Source organism: Streptomyces fildesensis, assembly GCF_016107395.1.
GTDB classification, from domain to species: Bacteria; Actinomycetota; Actinomycetes; order Streptomycetales; family Streptomycetaceae; genus Actinacidiphila; species Actinacidiphila fildesensis.
In genome coordinates, this window is record NZ_JAAIKO010000020.1 from 120373 (window position 1) to 136271 (window position 15899).

Annotated in this window: 18 protein-coding genes; 13 read left to right on the forward strand and 5 right to left on the reverse strand. The window is 66.0% G+C overall.

Annotation, left to right across the window (positions count from 1 at the left end):
* Nucleotide 1: 1 nt before the first annotated feature.
* Entirely contained in the window at nucleotides 2-316 is a 315-nt protein-coding gene (locus tag C6N31_RS24550) for a transcriptional regulator (protein WP_198358215.1), read from the reverse strand.
* Between the two features lie 432 nt (nucleotides 317-748).
* On the opposite strand from C6N31_RS24550, the gene C6N31_RS24555 reads away from it, so the two are divergent.
* The 3 genes from C6N31_RS24555 to C6N31_RS24565 all read left to right on the forward strand — a co-directional run bounded on the left by C6N31_RS24555 (nucleotide 749) and on the right by C6N31_RS24565 (nucleotide 4167).
* Nucleotides 749-1201, forward strand: a complete 453-nt coding sequence (locus tag C6N31_RS24555) for a helix-turn-helix domain-containing protein (RefSeq protein WP_198358216.1) — start codon at nucleotides 749-751, stop codon at nucleotides 1199-1201.
* 1086 nt (nucleotides 1202-2287) lie between these two features.
* Nucleotides 2288-3532: an MAB_1171c family putative transporter gene (locus C6N31_RS24560; RefSeq protein WP_198358217.1), complete on the forward strand. Its 1245-nt coding sequence runs from the start codon at nucleotides 2288-2290 to the stop codon at nucleotides 3530-3532.
* Between the two features lie 80 nt (nucleotides 3533-3612).
* Nucleotides 3613-4167, forward strand: a complete 555-nt coding sequence (locus C6N31_RS24565; protein WP_198358218.1) for a hypothetical protein — start codon at nucleotides 3613-3615, stop codon at nucleotides 4165-4167.
* 26 nt (nucleotides 4168-4193) lie between these two features.
* Here the strand turns inward: C6N31_RS24565 and C6N31_RS24570 are convergent, their stop codons facing one another.
* The 4 genes from C6N31_RS24570 to C6N31_RS24590 form a co-directional block, all read right to left on the reverse strand.
* Nucleotides 4194-5096, reverse strand: coding sequence for a phosphotransferase family protein (locus C6N31_RS24570; protein ID WP_198358219.1), 903 nt, complete (start codon nucleotides 5094-5096; stop codon nucleotides 4194-4196).
* A 32-nt stretch (nucleotides 5097-5128) separates the two neighbouring features.
* Complete coding sequence (locus C6N31_RS47150) at nucleotides 5129-6568, reverse strand: NsdA family TPR-like regulatory protein (protein ID WP_498063719.1); 1440 nt, start codon at nucleotides 6566-6568, stop codon at nucleotides 5129-5131.
* A gap of 284 nt (nucleotides 6569-6852) precedes the next feature.
* Complete coding sequence (locus tag C6N31_RS24585) at nucleotides 6853-8043, reverse strand: helix-turn-helix domain-containing protein (protein ID WP_198358221.1); 1191 nt, start codon at nucleotides 8041-8043, stop codon at nucleotides 6853-6855.
* A gap of 6 nt (nucleotides 8044-8049) precedes the next feature.
* Nucleotides 8050-8490 carry an NUDIX hydrolase gene (locus tag C6N31_RS24590; RefSeq protein WP_198358222.1) on the reverse strand — a complete coding sequence of 147 codons (441 nt, stop codon included), beginning with the start codon at nucleotides 8488-8490 and terminating at the stop codon, nucleotides 8050-8052.
* Between the two features lie 186 nt (nucleotides 8491-8676).
* Here C6N31_RS24590 and C6N31_RS24595 point away from each other — a divergent pair, with 186 nt between their 5' ends.
* The 10 genes from C6N31_RS24595 to C6N31_RS24635 all read left to right on the forward strand — a co-directional run bounded on the left by C6N31_RS24595 (nucleotide 8677) and on the right by C6N31_RS24635 (nucleotide 15882).
* Nucleotides 8677-9483, forward strand: a complete 807-nt coding sequence (locus tag C6N31_RS24595) for a TauD/TfdA family dioxygenase (protein ID WP_198358223.1) — start codon at nucleotides 8677-8679, stop codon at nucleotides 9481-9483.
* Nucleotides 9480-9926, forward strand: a complete 447-nt coding sequence (locus C6N31_RS24600) for an ATP-binding protein (RefSeq protein ID WP_198358224.1) — start codon at nucleotides 9480-9482, stop codon at nucleotides 9924-9926. The genes C6N31_RS24595 and C6N31_RS24600 overlap by 4 nt, the downstream gene beginning before the upstream one ends.
* 109 nt (nucleotides 9927-10035) lie before the next feature.
* Entirely contained in the window at nucleotides 10036-10569 is a 534-nt protein-coding gene (locus tag C6N31_RS24605; protein ID WP_198358225.1) for a DUF6624 domain-containing protein, read from the forward strand.
* Nucleotides 10570-10837: 268 nt separating this feature from the next.
* A complete protein-coding gene (locus C6N31_RS44145; protein ID WP_232485586.1) occupies nucleotides 10838-11539 on the forward strand; it encodes a hypothetical protein in 702 nt (233 codons plus the stop codon).
* Nucleotides 11540-11593: 54 nt separating this feature from the next.
* Entirely contained in the window at nucleotides 11594-12022 is a 429-nt protein-coding gene (locus tag C6N31_RS44150; protein WP_232485587.1) for a hypothetical protein, read from the forward strand.
* Nucleotides 12019-12621 carry a 3'-5' exonuclease gene (locus C6N31_RS24615; protein ID WP_198358226.1) on the forward strand — a complete coding sequence of 201 codons (603 nt, stop codon included), beginning with the start codon at nucleotides 12019-12021 and terminating at the stop codon, nucleotides 12619-12621. The genes C6N31_RS44150 and C6N31_RS24615 overlap by 4 nt, the downstream gene beginning before the upstream one ends.
* Entirely contained in the window at nucleotides 12615-13211 is a 597-nt protein-coding gene (locus C6N31_RS24620) for an AAA family ATPase (RefSeq protein ID WP_198358227.1), read from the forward strand. Before C6N31_RS24615 ends, C6N31_RS24620 begins: the two co-directional genes overlap by 7 nt.
* On the forward strand, nucleotides 13208-14002 hold the full coding sequence (locus tag C6N31_RS24625; protein ID WP_198358228.1) for an aldo/keto reductase: 795 nt from the start codon (nucleotides 13208-13210) through the stop codon (nucleotides 14000-14002). Before C6N31_RS24620 ends, C6N31_RS24625 begins: the two co-directional genes overlap by 4 nt.
* 531 nt (nucleotides 14003-14533) lie before the next feature.
* On the forward strand, nucleotides 14534-14686 hold the full coding sequence (locus C6N31_RS44155) for a hypothetical protein (RefSeq protein ID WP_232485588.1): 153 nt from the start codon (nucleotides 14534-14536) through the stop codon (nucleotides 14684-14686).
* Between the two features lie 167 nt (nucleotides 14687-14853).
* Entirely contained in the window at nucleotides 14854-15882 is a 1029-nt protein-coding gene (locus C6N31_RS24635) for a hypothetical protein (RefSeq protein WP_198358230.1), read from the forward strand.
* The last annotated feature ends 17 nt before the right edge of the window (nucleotides 15883-15899 follow it).

Here is a 15899-nt window from a genome sequence, read left to right on the forward strand (position 1 = left end):
GTCAGCGGCCCCGCCCGGCGGTGGTCAGCGAGGCGGTGGCCAAGTCGAGGGTGTGCGGGATGTTCCAGTCCGCGTCTGGCCACACCCGTAGGACCCACCGGGCTGCGACCTTGGCCATCGTGCGGCTGAGTTCGATCGGCCGTCCGCCTTTGTCGCACGCCTGTGCGTGGGCCTGCGGCCAGGCCATCTGCGGGTCGCGGAGGTTCACGCGGATGAGGGCCGCTCCCGGGATCATGTCGGCGAGCTGTAGCGCCAGGCGACGCTGACGATCAGTGGCCCGGGGGCAGGCAGGGATTCCGTCCTGCATGGCAGACATGCGATACTCCGTTGCTTGTAGGAGCGCGGTGCGGCTGTCCTCGTGCAAAAAGTCCAGGCGCCCGCGTGAGGTGTGAATCGGTGTCCTTTGGGATGTCGGCCCGGCGTCCAGGAGTTGGTAGCTCCCGGGCGCCGGATTCCCTCGCCCCGGCGGCCGTCATGGCCCCCGTGAGCGCCTCACCCTCCCTTCCTGGCCCGTTCGGCGGCCAGTGATCCGCTTGCGCGGGGACCAGAACCATACGAGGACGCAGGCTTCGAGTCCAGACCAATCCGCACCTTCTGACCAGGCAATTAACACTTTTGTGTCTGGGAATGTGGATCAACGTACACCAAAGTGTCCACGTGCGGTCAACCACAGTGCGCACGCAAGGGCAGTACTGACGCCCCCGTCACACTGAAGTGTTAGGCTTGGCCACACGACACGGAGGTAGGCATGGCGGATGGACGGCGGCGCACCGTCGCGCAGAAGCTGGACCATCTGTTTAGAACGGTCCACCCGGCATCGCGTGGCCCGTACGCGAACGGGGAAGTCGCCGAGGCGATCCAGCGAGCATCAACAGGGGACGGCAAGGGGCTATCTGCGAGCGCCATCCAGCAGTTGCGCACCGGCGCCAAGAAGAACCCAACAATGGCAACGGTCAAGGCCCTCTCTGATTTCTTCGGCGTGCCGCCGGCCTACTTCTTCGACGACGACGTCGAAGCCACGAGCAACGCGGAGCTCGATCTCCTCACCGCAATGCGCGACGCCGACGTGAAGTCGGTCGCACTGCGCGTCTCCGGACTGTCACCCCAAGGCCTGCGCCAGATCAAAGGAATCATCGATCACGTCCGCCAGATCGAGGGACTTCCCGACAGCGCCACCGAAGACGAACACCACCAGCCCTAGAAGCCGTGCGCAGGCCTGGTATTGGAAGTGGTGCGCACGGGGAACCCCCACCGATAGCGCCACCCCAAACTCGGCGGCGTGGGCAGCCCCCGCGGGACCCGACCCCCTCGAATCGCCGAGGGCGACGAGGCTTCAGGCAAAAATCGGCAAGGCGTGACGGAGATCACGCACCAATTCGCCCTTGATTGAATACTGGATGATCGCAACTCCCTGACGGACTAGCAGAGTTGACAGAAAAGCAGACGATTACTCTGCGTAATTAAAAGTGCGCCTTCCGCTATGCTTCTGGCATACTCCGTTCCATGTTCGCCGGTGAACGACCCGGCAGAACTTCGCTCGTTGGAACCTAGGGGACCCGTGTCGTATTCAACATCCGCCGGAGGATCTAAGGCCGGCCTGACCGTCCCGTGGCCACTGACAGCCGGCACACCTACCAATAGCCAGTTGCTAAATACCCGCTAGCCGGGATCAGCCAGAACAGCAGCCAGGGCGGCGAGGATTCGCCGCATTCAGGTTCGGCGCGTGAGAACGCTATGAGCACGACGGTGACGGCATGAAGCAAGGCTCGAAGTTTCCGAAGAGGCTCCGCATCCCTGAGATACCGGAGCCGTTCGATGTCCACGAGATGTTCCAGCGGATCAGCAGGCAGCGTGGACGCCCCATCCATCTGCTCTCACGGCAGTTGCCACCGGGGAGCCCTTGCGGTCTTTGGATCTCAACTGGCTCGGCGGACTACATGCTGTACGAGCAGGCGACAAGCCCAGCGCACCAAGACCACATCTTGCTGCATGAATTGGGCCACCTCCTTCACGACCACGGAGTGGGCCAACCCCTAAGCACAGACGTGGCACGCACCCTCATGCCCAGTCTCAACTCGGAAGTTGTCCAGCGCGTTCTGGGACGCACGCGCTATTCAGACACCGAGGAGAACGAAGCCGAGACGTTCGCCTCGGTGATCCTCACGCAAGTCAGCCTCCGCTCGCCGGAGCCGCAGGGCGTCGTCCCACCCGAGGCGGCTGATGTCATTCGCCGCCTCGAAAACACCCTCCAGAGTCCAGACCACCGCAGGGCCAGATGATCACTGACGTGCACGACATCGCCTACCCTGTCGCAGCCCTCGTCAGTTCGACAGCCCTTGCCTACAAGCTGCTCGACCTGCGTAAGGACCCCGACAACCCGGTCCTGCGGTCACTCTGCGCGACCCTTGCCTGCGCTGCCTTCGGATTCATAGCGGCCACGCCCGCCATTTACCTCCCCGTCAGCACAGCCCTGGGACTGGACAACCTGGGCAAGTTGGTCGTCCACGGCTCGCTGATCGCCTTCAGCGTCTGCGTCCAGCGCATGCTGCTCATGTGGAACGACCCACCGGAGATAGCCCTCCCAAGAGCACGTCGCCGCGTCATCGCCGGCGCCATCGTGCTCCTAGCCATGGTCGTCCTGCTGACTTTGGCTCCCATTAACGACAGCACCGCCGAACACTTCACCGAGACCTACGCAACCACGCCCTACATCGCCGAATACCTGTTGCTATACGTGACGGCCGTCGGCACCGGACTCGCCGAAATCGCCCGCCTCTGCTGGCGCTTCGCGAAGGTAGCGGGGCGCCCCTGGCTCGTCCGCGGCCTGCACCTCACCGCGGTCGGCGCCGCCATCACACTCGGATACTGCCTCACCAGAGGCATCTACGTGATTGCCCGCAACATGGACATCCGCCTCGACCTCTTGGCCGACTCATCCTCAGCCTTCGCGGCCCTCGGCGGCGCCCTGGTCTCCCTGGGACTCGTCCTGCCCGCCCTTGGCCCCCGGCTGTCCGCCACAGCACGCTGGTTCGGACACCTGCGCGCCTATCACCAACTCTTCCCTCTGTGGCTCGCCGTCTACAACGCAATGCCCGACATCGCTCTGGACCCACCGAAGCACCCCAAACGGGCCCGCTGGCGCCTGACTAAGCTGCACTACCGCCTCTACCGACTTGTGATCGAAATCCGGGACGCTCGTCACGCACTGCGTGAGCATCTCAGCTCGGAAATCGCCGACGGCGCGCGCACCCTCGCAGCCCAAGCGGGAGCCACCGCCGAACAGCAGGAAGCCGCAGCTGAGGCATCCATGCTCCGAGCTGCTCTCACCGCAGTGGGCCAGGTTGCGGAGATCGCATCAAGTGGCGATCTGCTCGAACAGCAGACGCCCATCGGTGGGAGCGACCACGTGGGTGAGCTGACCTGGTTCGTCGAGGTCGCCCGCGCCTTCAACCATCCACCTGTCGAGAGGGAAGCGGTCGGTCCGCTCAGACCTCTCGCAATGGCAGCCAAAGCGATGGAGGAGCAGCAGTGACCACGACGACCAGCCCACCTTGCACTGCCGGCCCGCCGCAACACACCCCAAGGCCGATCGGACTTCGCTTGGCTGCCGCCTTGAGCGAAGTCTTCGCTCCCTTGGTCCAGGTCCTGGTGCAATCCACCCTCGTCCTGTGGCACCCGTGGCCGGACGCCAGCGAACTGCGCTGGTGGCTACTTGCCGTCGCCTTCGGAAGTGCGGTGCCGATGTTGTTCCTCATCTACGGCATGCGCAGGGGCTCCTGGCTCGACCACCACGTGCCCCAGCGCGAGCACCGCATCCTTCCCATGATCGCCATCCTCGCTTCTCTCCTGCTCGGCTTCGGCGCTCTCTCCCTCGCTGGAGCTCCCCGCCCTATCTGCGCTGTCTTCGCCTTGCTGGCCATTCAGCTCGCTGTGCTCACTCTGATCACGCGCTGGTGGAAGATCTCCGTGCACACCTCCGTAGCCACCACAACGGTTGCCGTGGCCGCGCTGGTCGGCGGTCCATTGCTGCTGGCCGCATTCGCACCCATCGCACCTCTCACCGTGTGGACACGTACCCACATGCGCGCCCATACGCTGGGACAAGCCGTGACCGGGGTCCTGATCGGCACGGCCATTTGCGCGGTGGCACTTCCCCTGCTTGCCTAGATCTGCCACGTCAAGAAGGGGGCGCGCTACAGAATGTTCCAGATCCTGGTCGTGTCGTCTTTCCGGAGTCCATCGATCCGATGCCTTACCTCGGCGATCTTGGCGGGCTCGTGAGCGGCCTTCCTCGCATTGGTCGTGATCATCCGTAGCTCACGCAGCTCGCTGAGAGTCCGGAAGCCCTCCCAACCCGTCACGTCCCACCCGTACGCCTCCGCGAACTTCTGGTAGTGCGGGAGGCCGTAGCCGAAGCGCCGGCAGTGGATCTCGACGGTGACCAGGTCCCATTCCGGCTGACCGATCGCCGCACTGTCCCAGTCGCACAGAACTGCGCCGTGGACGTCATGCAGGGCATTTCCGTGCTGGGGGTCGCCTTGGAGGATCGAGTCGGGGGCGAGGTCGTATCGAAGGCTTCCCAGCGCCCTTTCAAGGTGGTCCGTCCGATGGTGCAGGTACCGAAGGTCTTCGGTAGGGAGAACCGTAGTCCGGCTCAGCGAGGTCCGAATTGCGGCAATGGGATTGAGCCGCTTGAGCTCGATGGGCGGTCGACCGAGGCTGTGAAGAGTGCAGAGGGGCTTGGCCAGAGCGTCGGCCGGTACCGGATCCTCCGGCTGCGGAAGGTACGTCCAGAAGGTGACCGCGTGCCCATCGAAGATGACTGGCTGGTCGCCGGCCCGATGGAGCGGAACGGTGGGGAACCCGAGATCCATCAGCCATCGGACGAACTGCACCGTGGTGTGGACGTCCTGTGGATCTGTGCCGCGCCGGGCGATCTTCGCGATGACTGAATGGGCCGCGAGGCGAACGACGGCGTTGGTCTGACCACGCAGCAGGACAGCGCCGCTGGCATCGAGTCCGACGGCCGCGCAAGCGCCCTGAAGGATCTGGCGCATCTCGCTCTCGGCGAAGCCGCCGTGGATCGGTGCTGTCATGCCACCAGGCTGACCCACATAAGGGGGACCTGTCACCTCTCGCTGGCTGGGAGCGCGAGCAGTTCGCCCAATTCTCTGGCCTTTCGTCCTGTTCGCATGCGTTGAGGGGTCGCTTCCAGCACGTTGCGCGCGCGGGCGCCGACGATGGAGGTGCGGTGCTCCATGGGCAGGCTGAGGTATGTAGATCCTGCCAGGTCGAAGGCTTCATCGAGACAGTGCTCGTGGGCAAGGCAAATTGCCTCTTCGAAGCGGAGGAGAGCGGGGTCGATTCCGAGTTCTCCGGGGTATAGCCGCAAGGCCTGCTGCTGAACTGCCATCGCGCGTTTTGGCTGTCCGAGGTGGGTGAGTGCTCCGCTGATGTACAGAAGGAGCCTGCGCTCAGGGAAGGAGAATGCGTCGTCCTCGCGGCCGCGGTCTGTGTGGTCGAAGATCTCCTGCGCCTGGCGTAGCGCCTCCTCTGCCGAACCTGCGTTGCCTTGGCGGGCCTGAGCCCGTGCTTCAGCCGCAGCGGCGAAGGCCCCGGTGGCGGTGGGTCGATGACGGAGAAGGAGTCGGGCTTCGCGGGCCAGGGCGACGGCTGTCTCCAAAGGGCCGTAGTAGTAGGGGAGCATGGCGGCCTGCACTCTTACGCGGGCCCGCAGCCCGACGTTGCCGCTGTCGTCCGCCGCGGTACGAGCGGTGGCGTACCACGCCTGCGACTGGCGTAGCTGTCCGAGCTTCATCAGGGCATCGGCGATCAGGGTCGAGAGGATCGCGATCATCGAGGACAGCCGGCTTTGAACAGCGGCAGGCTGTCGATCTGCGGTGAGAGCGTGGATCTCGCCCAGTTCGGTGAGGAGAGCGCGCAGCATCGGCTTTGGCGCGCAGGTGAGGTACTGCTGGCGCAACCACATGATGCGCTCGTCGATCAGATCGAGTTGGTTGGGGGTCACGCTGGCATCGGCGAGCGTGCGGTCGACGAGTCTGCGCGTGGAGTCTATGAGGGTCTCGAAGTCCGGCGGGACCGCGAGATCGGCCTGAGTGTCGTCTGCCGTAGATGCCTGCGGAACTAGAGCGGGAGGCCGCAGGGCAGCGGGGGGCGCCGTTGCTGGGACGACGTGGCTTGAGTGGATCTCGCGCGCGGTTCCGAAGTGGCCACCTGCGCTGAGGCCGAGACCAGTTGGCGTGGTGGCGTACAGCTGGCAGAGGAGGTCGACCGTGGATGGTCGCGGGCGGCGCTCGGGCATGGTCTCCCAGAGCCGCCACTGATCGGCATCGCTGCGGGGTCCGTCAACTCTCTGGTCGTCGCAGAGCTGATGGAGATGGGCGACGGCCTCTCGCAATGTCCAGCCCCGGGCAAGTCGATGCGATCGCAGGCGGCTCGTTCCACAGCATTGGTGAATCTCATCGACGACACGTTCGGTCGACCACTGACGTTCCGCGCCGAGGCTGCGCCACCGGGCTGCGCATGAGGGTTTATGGGGCTTGACCACAGTCCGACTCCCTTGAAGTCCGGAACTGATGATTCATCAATAGCGGCGTAAGGGCTACTGGGCGTTGTCGAGAACAGTGACCTCGTCACGGCTGGCAGGCCGGAAACAGTGATGCGGTAAGGGTTTTCAGGGATCAGTGAATTGGTCTCGGTTGTCCCGATGGAAGGGAATGGCACAGCCTGTCGCATCCGAGTCGCCCTGGGAGTTGGATCCGGTGGGCGGCGCAATGACATCGGAGGGCGGGCATGCGCCACACGGAAAAGGATTGGGTCTGTCAGCCGAGGTTAGGCGGCCATCTCCTGACGCAGCCGGTCGAGTGCCTGCGCCGCGAGATCGCGAGTGCCGGGCATCGCGCTGTGTGCAGTCCTGATGATGCGCTGAAGCTGGTGGGGCAATCGCTGGGCGACGGCCTCGGCGATGGCGGAGCTCAGCGCCTCAGATGCTCCGGTGCGGTCGTCGGCAAGCAGCCGGACATGGCCGACCGTCACGAGTTCGATGACGCGCCACTGTGGCGCCACCCGGGTCGTCGGCACGGGGCTGTCGTCGGCCAGGCGGATCGCTTCTTGAGGGCGGCCGGTGGCGATCAGGCCGCGCAGGCGGATCTCATGCAGGGCGAACGCGTTGAAGAGCGAGGTGGGCGTGGCGTCCTCCAGGAGCGCGTCGTTCTCCCGCATTACCTGGTCGAACAGCGTGCCATTCCTTATGGCGCCGGCGGCGCGGGCGAGCAACGGCAACGCTGCCGCGCGGGCATCGCGATCGGGTGCGAGGGCAACGGCGTGCTGCAGACGGTTGACGGCCGCGCCACAAAGTCGCGCCTTGCGAAGTTCGTTGCCGTGCATCCTCAACACGTAGGAGGTGAAGCCCGGGTCTTCGAAGTGGCGGGTGATCTCCAGGCTGCGGGCCGTCCAGCGCGCTGCGGTGCCGAGCCGCTCTTCGGGCAGCACGTTGCCGAGCGCGACCCCGAGTCCCACCCGGGCACGGGCCAAGAGCCGAAGCACCTCGCGCTCGGCGTGTCCGTGTTCGATGCGGGCTTCCAGGCGGGCGACGAGGGGCCACAGCTCAGCGACGGCTTCGGAGGCATGGCCGGACTGGCGGGCGATCTCCCCCAGGCGGACGGTGGACTCTCCGAATTGCAGCATCGCGTGATGGTCGGCGTCTGCTGGATCGGTGACGCCCAGGACGTGCGGCGGGAGTCCGAGGCCTGTGGCGATTCGGCGGCGGGAGTCCATATCGGGAATGGTCCGACGGTGGTTCTCCAGCAGGGAGACGTAGGTCTTGTCGTAGCCGAGAAGGTCGCCCAGCGCCGTCTGGGACAGGCTGTTGACGCTGCGGTGGAATCGAAGGATGGCGCCGAGGTCCCGGGTGGCCAGGACCTGTTGGGCCTGTGGGGTGGCCCACCGCCACGTGGTTGCTATAGGTATGGGAGCGGGCCGGGGCAGGGCCTCGGGCAGGCGGCGACCGTCTCCTCCCGGCATGGCCGGCTACTGTCCCCGGCCCCTGGAGTCCCGCAGCCGGGTGTGCCAGGTGGCGATGGACTGTTTGTAGCCGTCCGGCATCACCAGGCCAGGGACCTCATGCTCGGCGAACAGCCCGATCTCCTTGTGCTCGTTGCTGATGGCCGGGGGCCGGTCGGGTGTCAGGACCAGGCAGCCGTAAGTGACGATGAAGACGTATCGCCCGGGGAGCGGCTGGTACATCCAGGTGTCCAGCAGCGGACCGGCCTTGACCTCCCAGCCGGTCTCTTCCTCCACCTCCCGAACGACACAAGCCTCGGGGCTCTCGCCGATCTCGATCTTTCCGCCCGGCAGTTCCCACTCGTTCCGTTCGTTCTTCAGCAGCAGCACCTGGCCGTCGCCGTTGACGGCGACGCCCTTGATGGAGATGGGAAACGCACGCGGCGTGTGCTCGATGGGGGTGTCCATGACGTCCTTGAGGGCCGGAAGAAGGGGCAGCTCCGAGGTCTTCGGAACGTAGCACGCGGGCTCACTGGCCGGCTCCGCCAAGGCAGCGTCGGTGCGTTGACAATCAGTCACTTTACGCAAGGTGCCGGTGCCCTGGACTGTGAACGGCATGGCTCCCCTTCTCCCGTCGACCCAAGGATGTCGCTGATGACAGCTGCTGCCGCAACCGCGCCAACGCCGTTTGCCAAGCATCATCTGACGGAGGCCGAACGGTCCAGCTGGCTGGCCGAGCGCCTGCGCGGGTGCGGGCTCGCCACGGTGAGCGGGCTGCCCACGCGCGGCACAGTCCTCGGCTTCGTTCACTCCGTGATGCGACTGACCCCACATCGCGACAGCGATCGCGACGGGCTGACCACCATCCACAACACTTCGCTGCCGCACCGCGCCCCGCTGCCCGGCTTCGCCGGTTTCGGGAACGGCGAACTGGCACCACACACCGAACGCTCCAGCATCCCCAGACCACCCCGCCTGATGCTCTTGGTGTGCCTGCGACCTGCCCTGGAGGGCGGTGAATGCGGGTTGATCGACGGGCAGGCCGTCCTCGCCGACCTCGACGCCCATCATCCGGAGATCGCAGAGGAATTAGCCGTTCCTCGGTCGGCATACTTCGGCGACGGCGGCGGACACCTCGCCCAGGTCATCACCCACCTTGGTCCTGACCGCGCCTCGCTCCGGCTGCGCCTGGACGAGCTGGTGAAGTTCTCCCCACACCTCACCCCACACCTTCCTGTATTGCGCGCTGTGCTCGATCGCCATCGAACCAACCTCACCCTCTCCGTCGGCCAGGGCTATCTGCTGGACAACCACCGCTGGCTCCACTCGCGTGGCCCGTTCACCGGGGAGCGGCTCATGGTGCGCGCCCTCGGAGACCCCATCCCCGCCATGGCGCTGCGGCCCGGATTCATTCGGGCCGCAGCCCACACCGGAGAGCAAAGGGAGCCGAAATGCTCATGACCGCACACTCCCCCACCCCACGGGCACAGCCGGCAGTTGTCGCCCGGCACCAAATCGCGATGGGTCTGACGCCCACGGCCAGCGAGGTGCCTCGCATCCGTCAGGAGGTGGCCACGCTCCTGCGCCTCTGGAAGATCCCGGCAGCCACCGACACCGCGGTCCTCGTCGTCAGCGAACTTCTGACCAACGCCGTGCTCTATGCCCCCATGACCTCGATCGAATTCGTCGCCACCCATGGAGATGGCGTGCTGCTCATCGAGGTCCGCGACGGCTCCAGCACCCCACCGGCCATCAAGCCGACCCTGGACACCGAAGTCCTCGGCAGCCGTGGCCTGCAGCTGGTGCAGGCCCTGTCCAGCGACTGGGGCTGGATCCCTCTCGCGGGAAGCGCCAAGAGCACCTGGGCGGTCATGCCGGTCCGCGGCACCCAGATCAACCCCTGAAACTCCGCGCCCGCCAGCCGATCACCCAGGACCGGCACATGGGCTCCCCCGCCCTTCCGGCGGGCACAGGCACCCCGATCCACTCCTTCCCACAAGGCGAGGCCTCAACGTGAACCCCCTCCCCCTCCGACCCGACCTGGCCCGCGATCTCCTGCTGCGCAAGCAACGTGACCAGGAGCTGCGTCACGAGTGGGCCACCTCGCCACGTACCGCCCGCTCACCTGAGGTGGTGGACCGGGCCAACACCGAGGCGCTGCGGCGGATCATCGCGGAGCACGGCTGGCCCGGCCATTCCCTCGTCGGACCCGAGGCAGCCGATGCGGCCTGGCTGCTGGCACAGCACGCCGACCACGATCACAGCTTCCAGTGGGAGTGCCTGGCCCTGCTGGGCCAAGCGGCACGCGACGGGGAGGCCACCGGACAGCAGTTGGCCTACCTGACGGACCGCTGCCGCTTGAACTCCCAGGTCCCACAGATCTACGGCACGCAGTACATCGTCCGGAACGGCGAACTGGCGCTCTACGACCTGGAGGACCCCGAAAACCTGGAACTCCGGCGTGCCGACGTCGGCCTGGAGTGCTTCACCGAATCCGATACACGGATCCGGTCCGCCCACCCGCTGACGACCCCCCACCCACAGTGAAGCGCATCCGTGGCCTCTTATCCCGAACCGTCCGACGCCGACTCGGCGAGATCCGACGGCACCGAGCAGCGGTCGTGATCATCTGGCTCTCGCTCGTGCTTCCACCCACATGGGTGTTCGCCCGATGGCCCTGGCTGCCGGTCTGACCTCAATCGCTTCGCCGCCTGCTGAATGCCCTCTGCCGCCTCACAACCGAGGCCCGAAGCACCCTCTGTTCCAGGCACCGTCTTCTCGATCCAATCTCCAAGGTCCCGATGAAGGACGACACATGACCCGTACCCGCGCTTTACCGCAGCGGCGGCCCCTGCCGCTGCTCACGACCGGCCAGATCGGCGAGCTCCAGGCAGACCTCGCAGATCCCGTCGAGTACCGCAAGAGCGGCCTGTCGCTGAACCACGTGGTGGGATGCCCGCTGGAATGCGGATACTGCGTCCGTCACCTGTACGAGAACTTCGCCATGAAGACGCCGCGCGCCCTGATGAGCGACGAGGCCGCGGTCAATGCCCTCCTCACGCACCGGTACTTCCGGCCACACGTCACGCCCCTGCAACTGTTCAACAAGGCCACCGACCCGATGCTGCCGGTCGTCAAGCAGCACACGTTCAACACCCTGCGACTACTCGACGAGCGCGGCCTGACCAATCACGTCCTGGTCATCACCCGCTGGCGGGTCGATGAAGGCGACTGCGCGGTCTTCAACACGTTCCGGAACATCAAGCTGACCGTGCTGGTGACCCACTCCAACATCCAGCACCCAGGTATCGAGCCGGTCGATTCCCAGATCGCCGCCGACAGCCTGCGCACCCTGTACGCCAATGCCCAGTCGTACCGGACGATCTTGTACTGGCGGCCGATCGTGCCCGGCCTCAACGACTCTGACGCCGACATGGCCTACGCCCGAGACCTGGCCGAGCACGCCCACGCCACCGTCTACACCGGCTTGTTCTTCCGCGAGGAGATGGCCGCGTAGCACCGCGAGCAGGGCCTGCCCGAACCGTACGCGGACACCGCCCGCCGCAAGATCATGCCTGAGGAGTCCGAGGCGCGGATTCTGGCTGCCTTCCACCAACCGGCCAACGTGCCGGCTCCATGGGGCCAGCTGTTCCGCAAGACATCCTGTGCCGTCGCATCCGTGCACGGAATGGCCGACTACAACGGGCACTTCGGCATCCGGGAACTGTGCGACATCTGCCCACTGGCCCAGCTCCAGTTGTGCAAGGACGCCTGGCAGGCCCCGGACCTCGAAGTGATCACCCGGCAAGCGCGTGCCCTCGGCGCAACCGGGCCCGTTGAGATCACCGACCGGGCCATCCTGGTCGAGGGCCTGGACGAGCATCCGCGCTACTTCCTCCAGCACGGCTTCGGCTACCAGGTCCACGACCGGCGCCACCCCCACCACCCAAGACGGCACGGCCGAGCGGACATCGGCTGGCCGCAAAAGGACACTGCGTGAACGCCACCGCCTGGCCCCCACTGGTCGTCGTCGATGTCGAGGGCAACGGCGCCCGGCCGCCAGACCTGGTGGAGGTCGCCGTCCTACCCCTCACTGACGGCACTCTGCGCATCGACCAGCAACGCGAGTGGCTGATCCGCCCGCCCGCCGCGATCCCCCCACACATCGTCCGCATCCACGGCATCACCAACGAGTCCCTGGTCAGCGCCCCCGCCTGGGGCCAGGTCTCCGAAGAGATCCGAGCCGCTCTGGACGGCGCCTGGCTGGTCGCCCACAGTGGCACCGTCGAATACGACGCCCTTACCCGGCACCTGCCGGGCTGGGAACCAGCCGGCGTCATCGACACCCTGCGCCTGGCCCGCGCCACCTACCCCAACGCCGGTGGTCACGGACTCGACGCCCTCATCCAGCACCTCCAGCTGCCCGTGACCGCAATCCCCGGACAGCGCCACCGCGCCGGATTCGACGCACACGCCACCGGCCTGCTGCTCCTCGACCTCGCCACTCACTACGAGACGTGGGACGAACTCACCGCCGTCGCCGTCCCCAGGACCATGCCCGGCCACCGGCCCGCCCCCCAGGAGGAAACACTGTGGTAGCCACGCCCATCCGCATCGCCATCTCCGGCACCCACTCCACCGGGAAAACCACCCTGCTCCGCCGCCTGGAAATGGAAGTGCGCGCCCTCGGCTACACCGTCGCCCGCACCTCCGGCAGCCTCGCCAAGAAGGCCGCCGAACTCGGCTTCCCCAAGATGCAACAGCAGACAGCCGCCACCACCGAGTGGATGATCTCCGCCGGCATCTGCGCAGAACTCGAAGCCACCCTCACCGCCGACGTGATCCTCCTCGACCGCAGCGCCTTCGACCCCCTCGCCTACCTGATGGCCGGCCTCGCCCAGCGCGACCAACCATTCGACGAGGCGACCCAGCAGGAGCTAACGGCACTGGCGACCACCCACGCCGCCAGCTACACCCTGCTCCTGCTCACCGCCCTCGACCCGGACGCACCGCTGGGCAACCACCGCGACCGTGACCTGGACTACCGAGCCAGCGTCGACAGGCATCTGCACGCCCTGCTCGATGCGACTGGCATTCACCATCTGGTAGTCGCCAACACCGACGTCTCCCGCGACGAAGCCCGCACGGCCGTCTTGGATACCGTCCGCGCCATGGCAGCGGCCCCGTGACCTCTCCGCGCCTACCCGCCGGTCCCATCACCCTCGCCGGGAAACGCGTCTCCCGTCTGGGACTTGGCACTATGCGCCTGGCCGGCCCCGGTACCTGGGGCTCACCGCGCGATCCCGCAACCGCAATCTGTGTCTTGCGAGAGGCCGTCCACATCCAGGGCATCACCCACCTCGACACAGCCGACGCCTACGGCCCCCACACCGTCGAAGAACTCATCCGCCGGGCCCTGCGCCCCTATCCCGACCGCCTCCTGATCGCCACGAAAGTCGGCATGGTCCGACCCGGCCCCGACCTATGGAAGCCCTTAGGCAGGCCCGAGTACCTGCGGGCCGCGGTCGAAGCCAGCCTGCGCCGTCTAGCCATCGCCCGTCTTGACCTCTGCTACCTCCACCGAATCGACCCGGCCCTACCGCTGGAGGTCCAGGTCGGAGAACTACGTCAACTCCAGGTGGAAGGCAAGATTGGCCACATCGGGCTCTCCAAAGTCAGCATCGAGCAGATCCGGCTCGCCTCTGCAGAGATCCAGGTCTCCGCCGTGCAGAACGTCTTCAATCAGACTGAACCCGACGACCCCGCCGTGGGCTACTGCCGCATACAGGGCATCCCCTTCGTCCCCTATCGGCCGCTGAACGCCGGCGCGCTAGTCGGCAGGGGATTGGCCCGTGAAGCACTGAACTGGCTGCTCGGCCAGGGCGATCACGTCGCCCCTATCCCCGGTACCAGCTCACCACGACACCTCCGTGAGCTCATCGCAGCCGTACGACTGCCCGTACACGTACAACGGGGATGAGGATTCTCGGTGAGTAGAGGGGCGGAGGTCACAGCCGCCAGCCATGTGATCTCCCGCCGACAACGGAGACCAAACGTGGCACACACAGCCCCCCCAGACCCACGTTTCCCACGCTCATCAGCGTCGGCGTTTCGGCAAATACCGCGCCGGGTATGGCCCCGGGCGCCCCAAGGGTGGATGCACTCCACATCCTGTGTCGAGCGCGCGTTCGTACGGAGTCCACTCCGGCTCAAACACGTGTGTTCGAGCTCGGCGAGGGCTCCTTCGCAAACTGTCACCGAACCCATCTACTGGAACGCCGGTACCGCCCGGCTCCTCCCCGCCTGATCGGCGAGCGGGCCCGCGGCCCGCTGCTTGTCACCCATCGCAAGCCCGGCCCCGGCAGGGTCCTCACCCCGCGCGACGCCTGCCCCGATACCAGGCCTGGCCCGCCTGTCCTAGGGCCAGATGCGGGCGGTGCTGGACCGACACACCTGCGTCGGCTGCGCAGAAGGCACCGGTTGGGACCCACACGAGTTCCGACACCCCGGCGTGACCCATCTCGGCGAGCACAGCGTCTCGCTGCTGCTGTTCATGGCGAAGAGCCACCACAAGTCCGTCAGCTCCGCCCGGAAGTACTTCAAGCCCAGCCACAAGGCCCTCGCCAACGTCACCAGCCTGCTCGCCTCCAATGTCAGCAGTTGAGGTCCAGGATCATCTCCGTCGCTACCGCCCACTGCTTTGAAGGAGGAGACTGCGGAGGTCGCAGGGATTGATAGAGGATGTGACCCAGATCATATCTCTTGAATTGTCGGAACGGCCTTCTCCCGGCACTGGGAGGTAGCAGCGCTTCCGATACAAGGAGAAGTTCCGTGGCCACGTTCCCCATCCTCGAGTCCGTCCCTGAGCACCCAAATCTGGGACAGGTGCTGGCCGACATGTCACCGACTCTCAAGCTCGGCACCGTGGGCTCTGCACTCGCGTCCATGGACGTGGCGAAGCGTGTCGGCAGCCAGCTCGCCGAGACGGGCGTTGGCAAGCAGTTGGCTCAGGACTCACCGGCACGCCTCGTCGCCGATGCGTCACCTTTGTTCGACGTCTCCTCCGTGCTGGGCAAGCTTTCCTTGTTCGACACGACGCCCGTTCGGTTGGCCGGGGTGATGGCCGGTGCCGATGCCTTCGCCTCCGTGTCGAAGAGGCTCTCCTGCTTCGACAGGACTCCCGCCCGGCTGACCGGGATGCTGGCCGGTCTTGACGTCATCGCCTCCGTGTCGGAGAAACTCACCTTGTTCGACGCGGGTTTCACCCGGCTCGCAGGCCTCGGAGTTGCAGGTGGCGGCCTGCCCTGGGCCCACCCGAAGATGCTTGGCGACATGATGCCTTCGGTCTGGACCCACGGCTTCGCATCCCCGTTGTCGGGGCTATCCAGCATGCTTGTGAAGTCGCTGCGATCCATGACTCGAATGATCGAGTTCCTTGGATCTCCAGTCGTGATGCTTGCAAGGGCTGCCCTGGATGCCTACCTGCGCGGCGATCACAAACCGATGTACGACTTCCTCTACACGCAACTTCGTCTCCGGCCTTGCACGCAAGACCACGCCCAAGCCCTGGCCATGGCCCTGATCATCCAGGAGTGGGAAAAGCAGGTCGACCTCCATGACGCCCGCGCGGTGCGCACCGTACTGCGGAAGTGCGCTCGGGAGGGCAACGACCTAGACCGTGACCACGAGGTCAACGGTTACAAGATCGGCCATGTGACGGACATTGAACTGCGGTCACCGGCTCCGGGACCGGACGCCCTTGCCATGGCCGCAGCGGTTCCCTGGCCCGAGCAGTTTGACAACCCGGATGTCCGCGATGTGACTAGTGCGTTGTCCACGAACGTTCGCCGGGCCTGGTGATCCGTGAATGATTTTTG

Excerpts from the sequence above, each read along its gene's own strand:
- C6N31_RS24555 (WP_198358216.1), top strand. The coding sequence starts at position 749 with ATGGCGGATGGACGGCGGCGCACCGTCGCGCAGAAGCTGGACCATCTG.
- C6N31_RS24550 (WP_198358215.1), bottom strand. The coding sequence starts at position 316 with ATGTCTGCCATGCAGGACGGAATCCCTGCCTGCCCCCGGGCCACTGAT.
- C6N31_RS24585 (WP_198358221.1), bottom strand. The coding sequence starts at position 8,043 with ATGCCGGGAGGAGACGGTCGCCGCCTGCCCGAGGCCCTGCCCCGGCCC.
- C6N31_RS44150 (WP_232485587.1), top strand. The coding sequence starts at position 11,594 with ATGCCTGAGGAGTCCGAGGCGCGGATTCTGGCTGCCTTCCACCAACCG.
- C6N31_RS44145 (WP_232485586.1), top strand. The coding sequence starts at position 10,838 with ATGACCCGTACCCGCGCTTTACCGCAGCGGCGGCCCCTGCCGCTGCTC.
- C6N31_RS24570 (WP_198358219.1), bottom strand. The coding sequence starts at position 5,096 with ATGACAGCACCGATCCACGGCGGCTTCGCCGAGAGCGAGATGCGCCAG.
- C6N31_RS24600 (WP_198358224.1), top strand. The coding sequence starts at position 9,480 with ATGACCGCACACTCCCCCACCCCACGGGCACAGCCGGCAGTTGTCGCC.
- C6N31_RS24590 (WP_198358222.1), bottom strand. The coding sequence starts at position 8,490 with ATGGACACCCCCATCGAGCACACGCCGCGTGCGTTTCCCATCTCCATC.
- C6N31_RS24595 (WP_198358223.1), top strand. The coding sequence starts at position 8,677 with ATGACAGCTGCTGCCGCAACCGCGCCAACGCCGTTTGCCAAGCATCAT.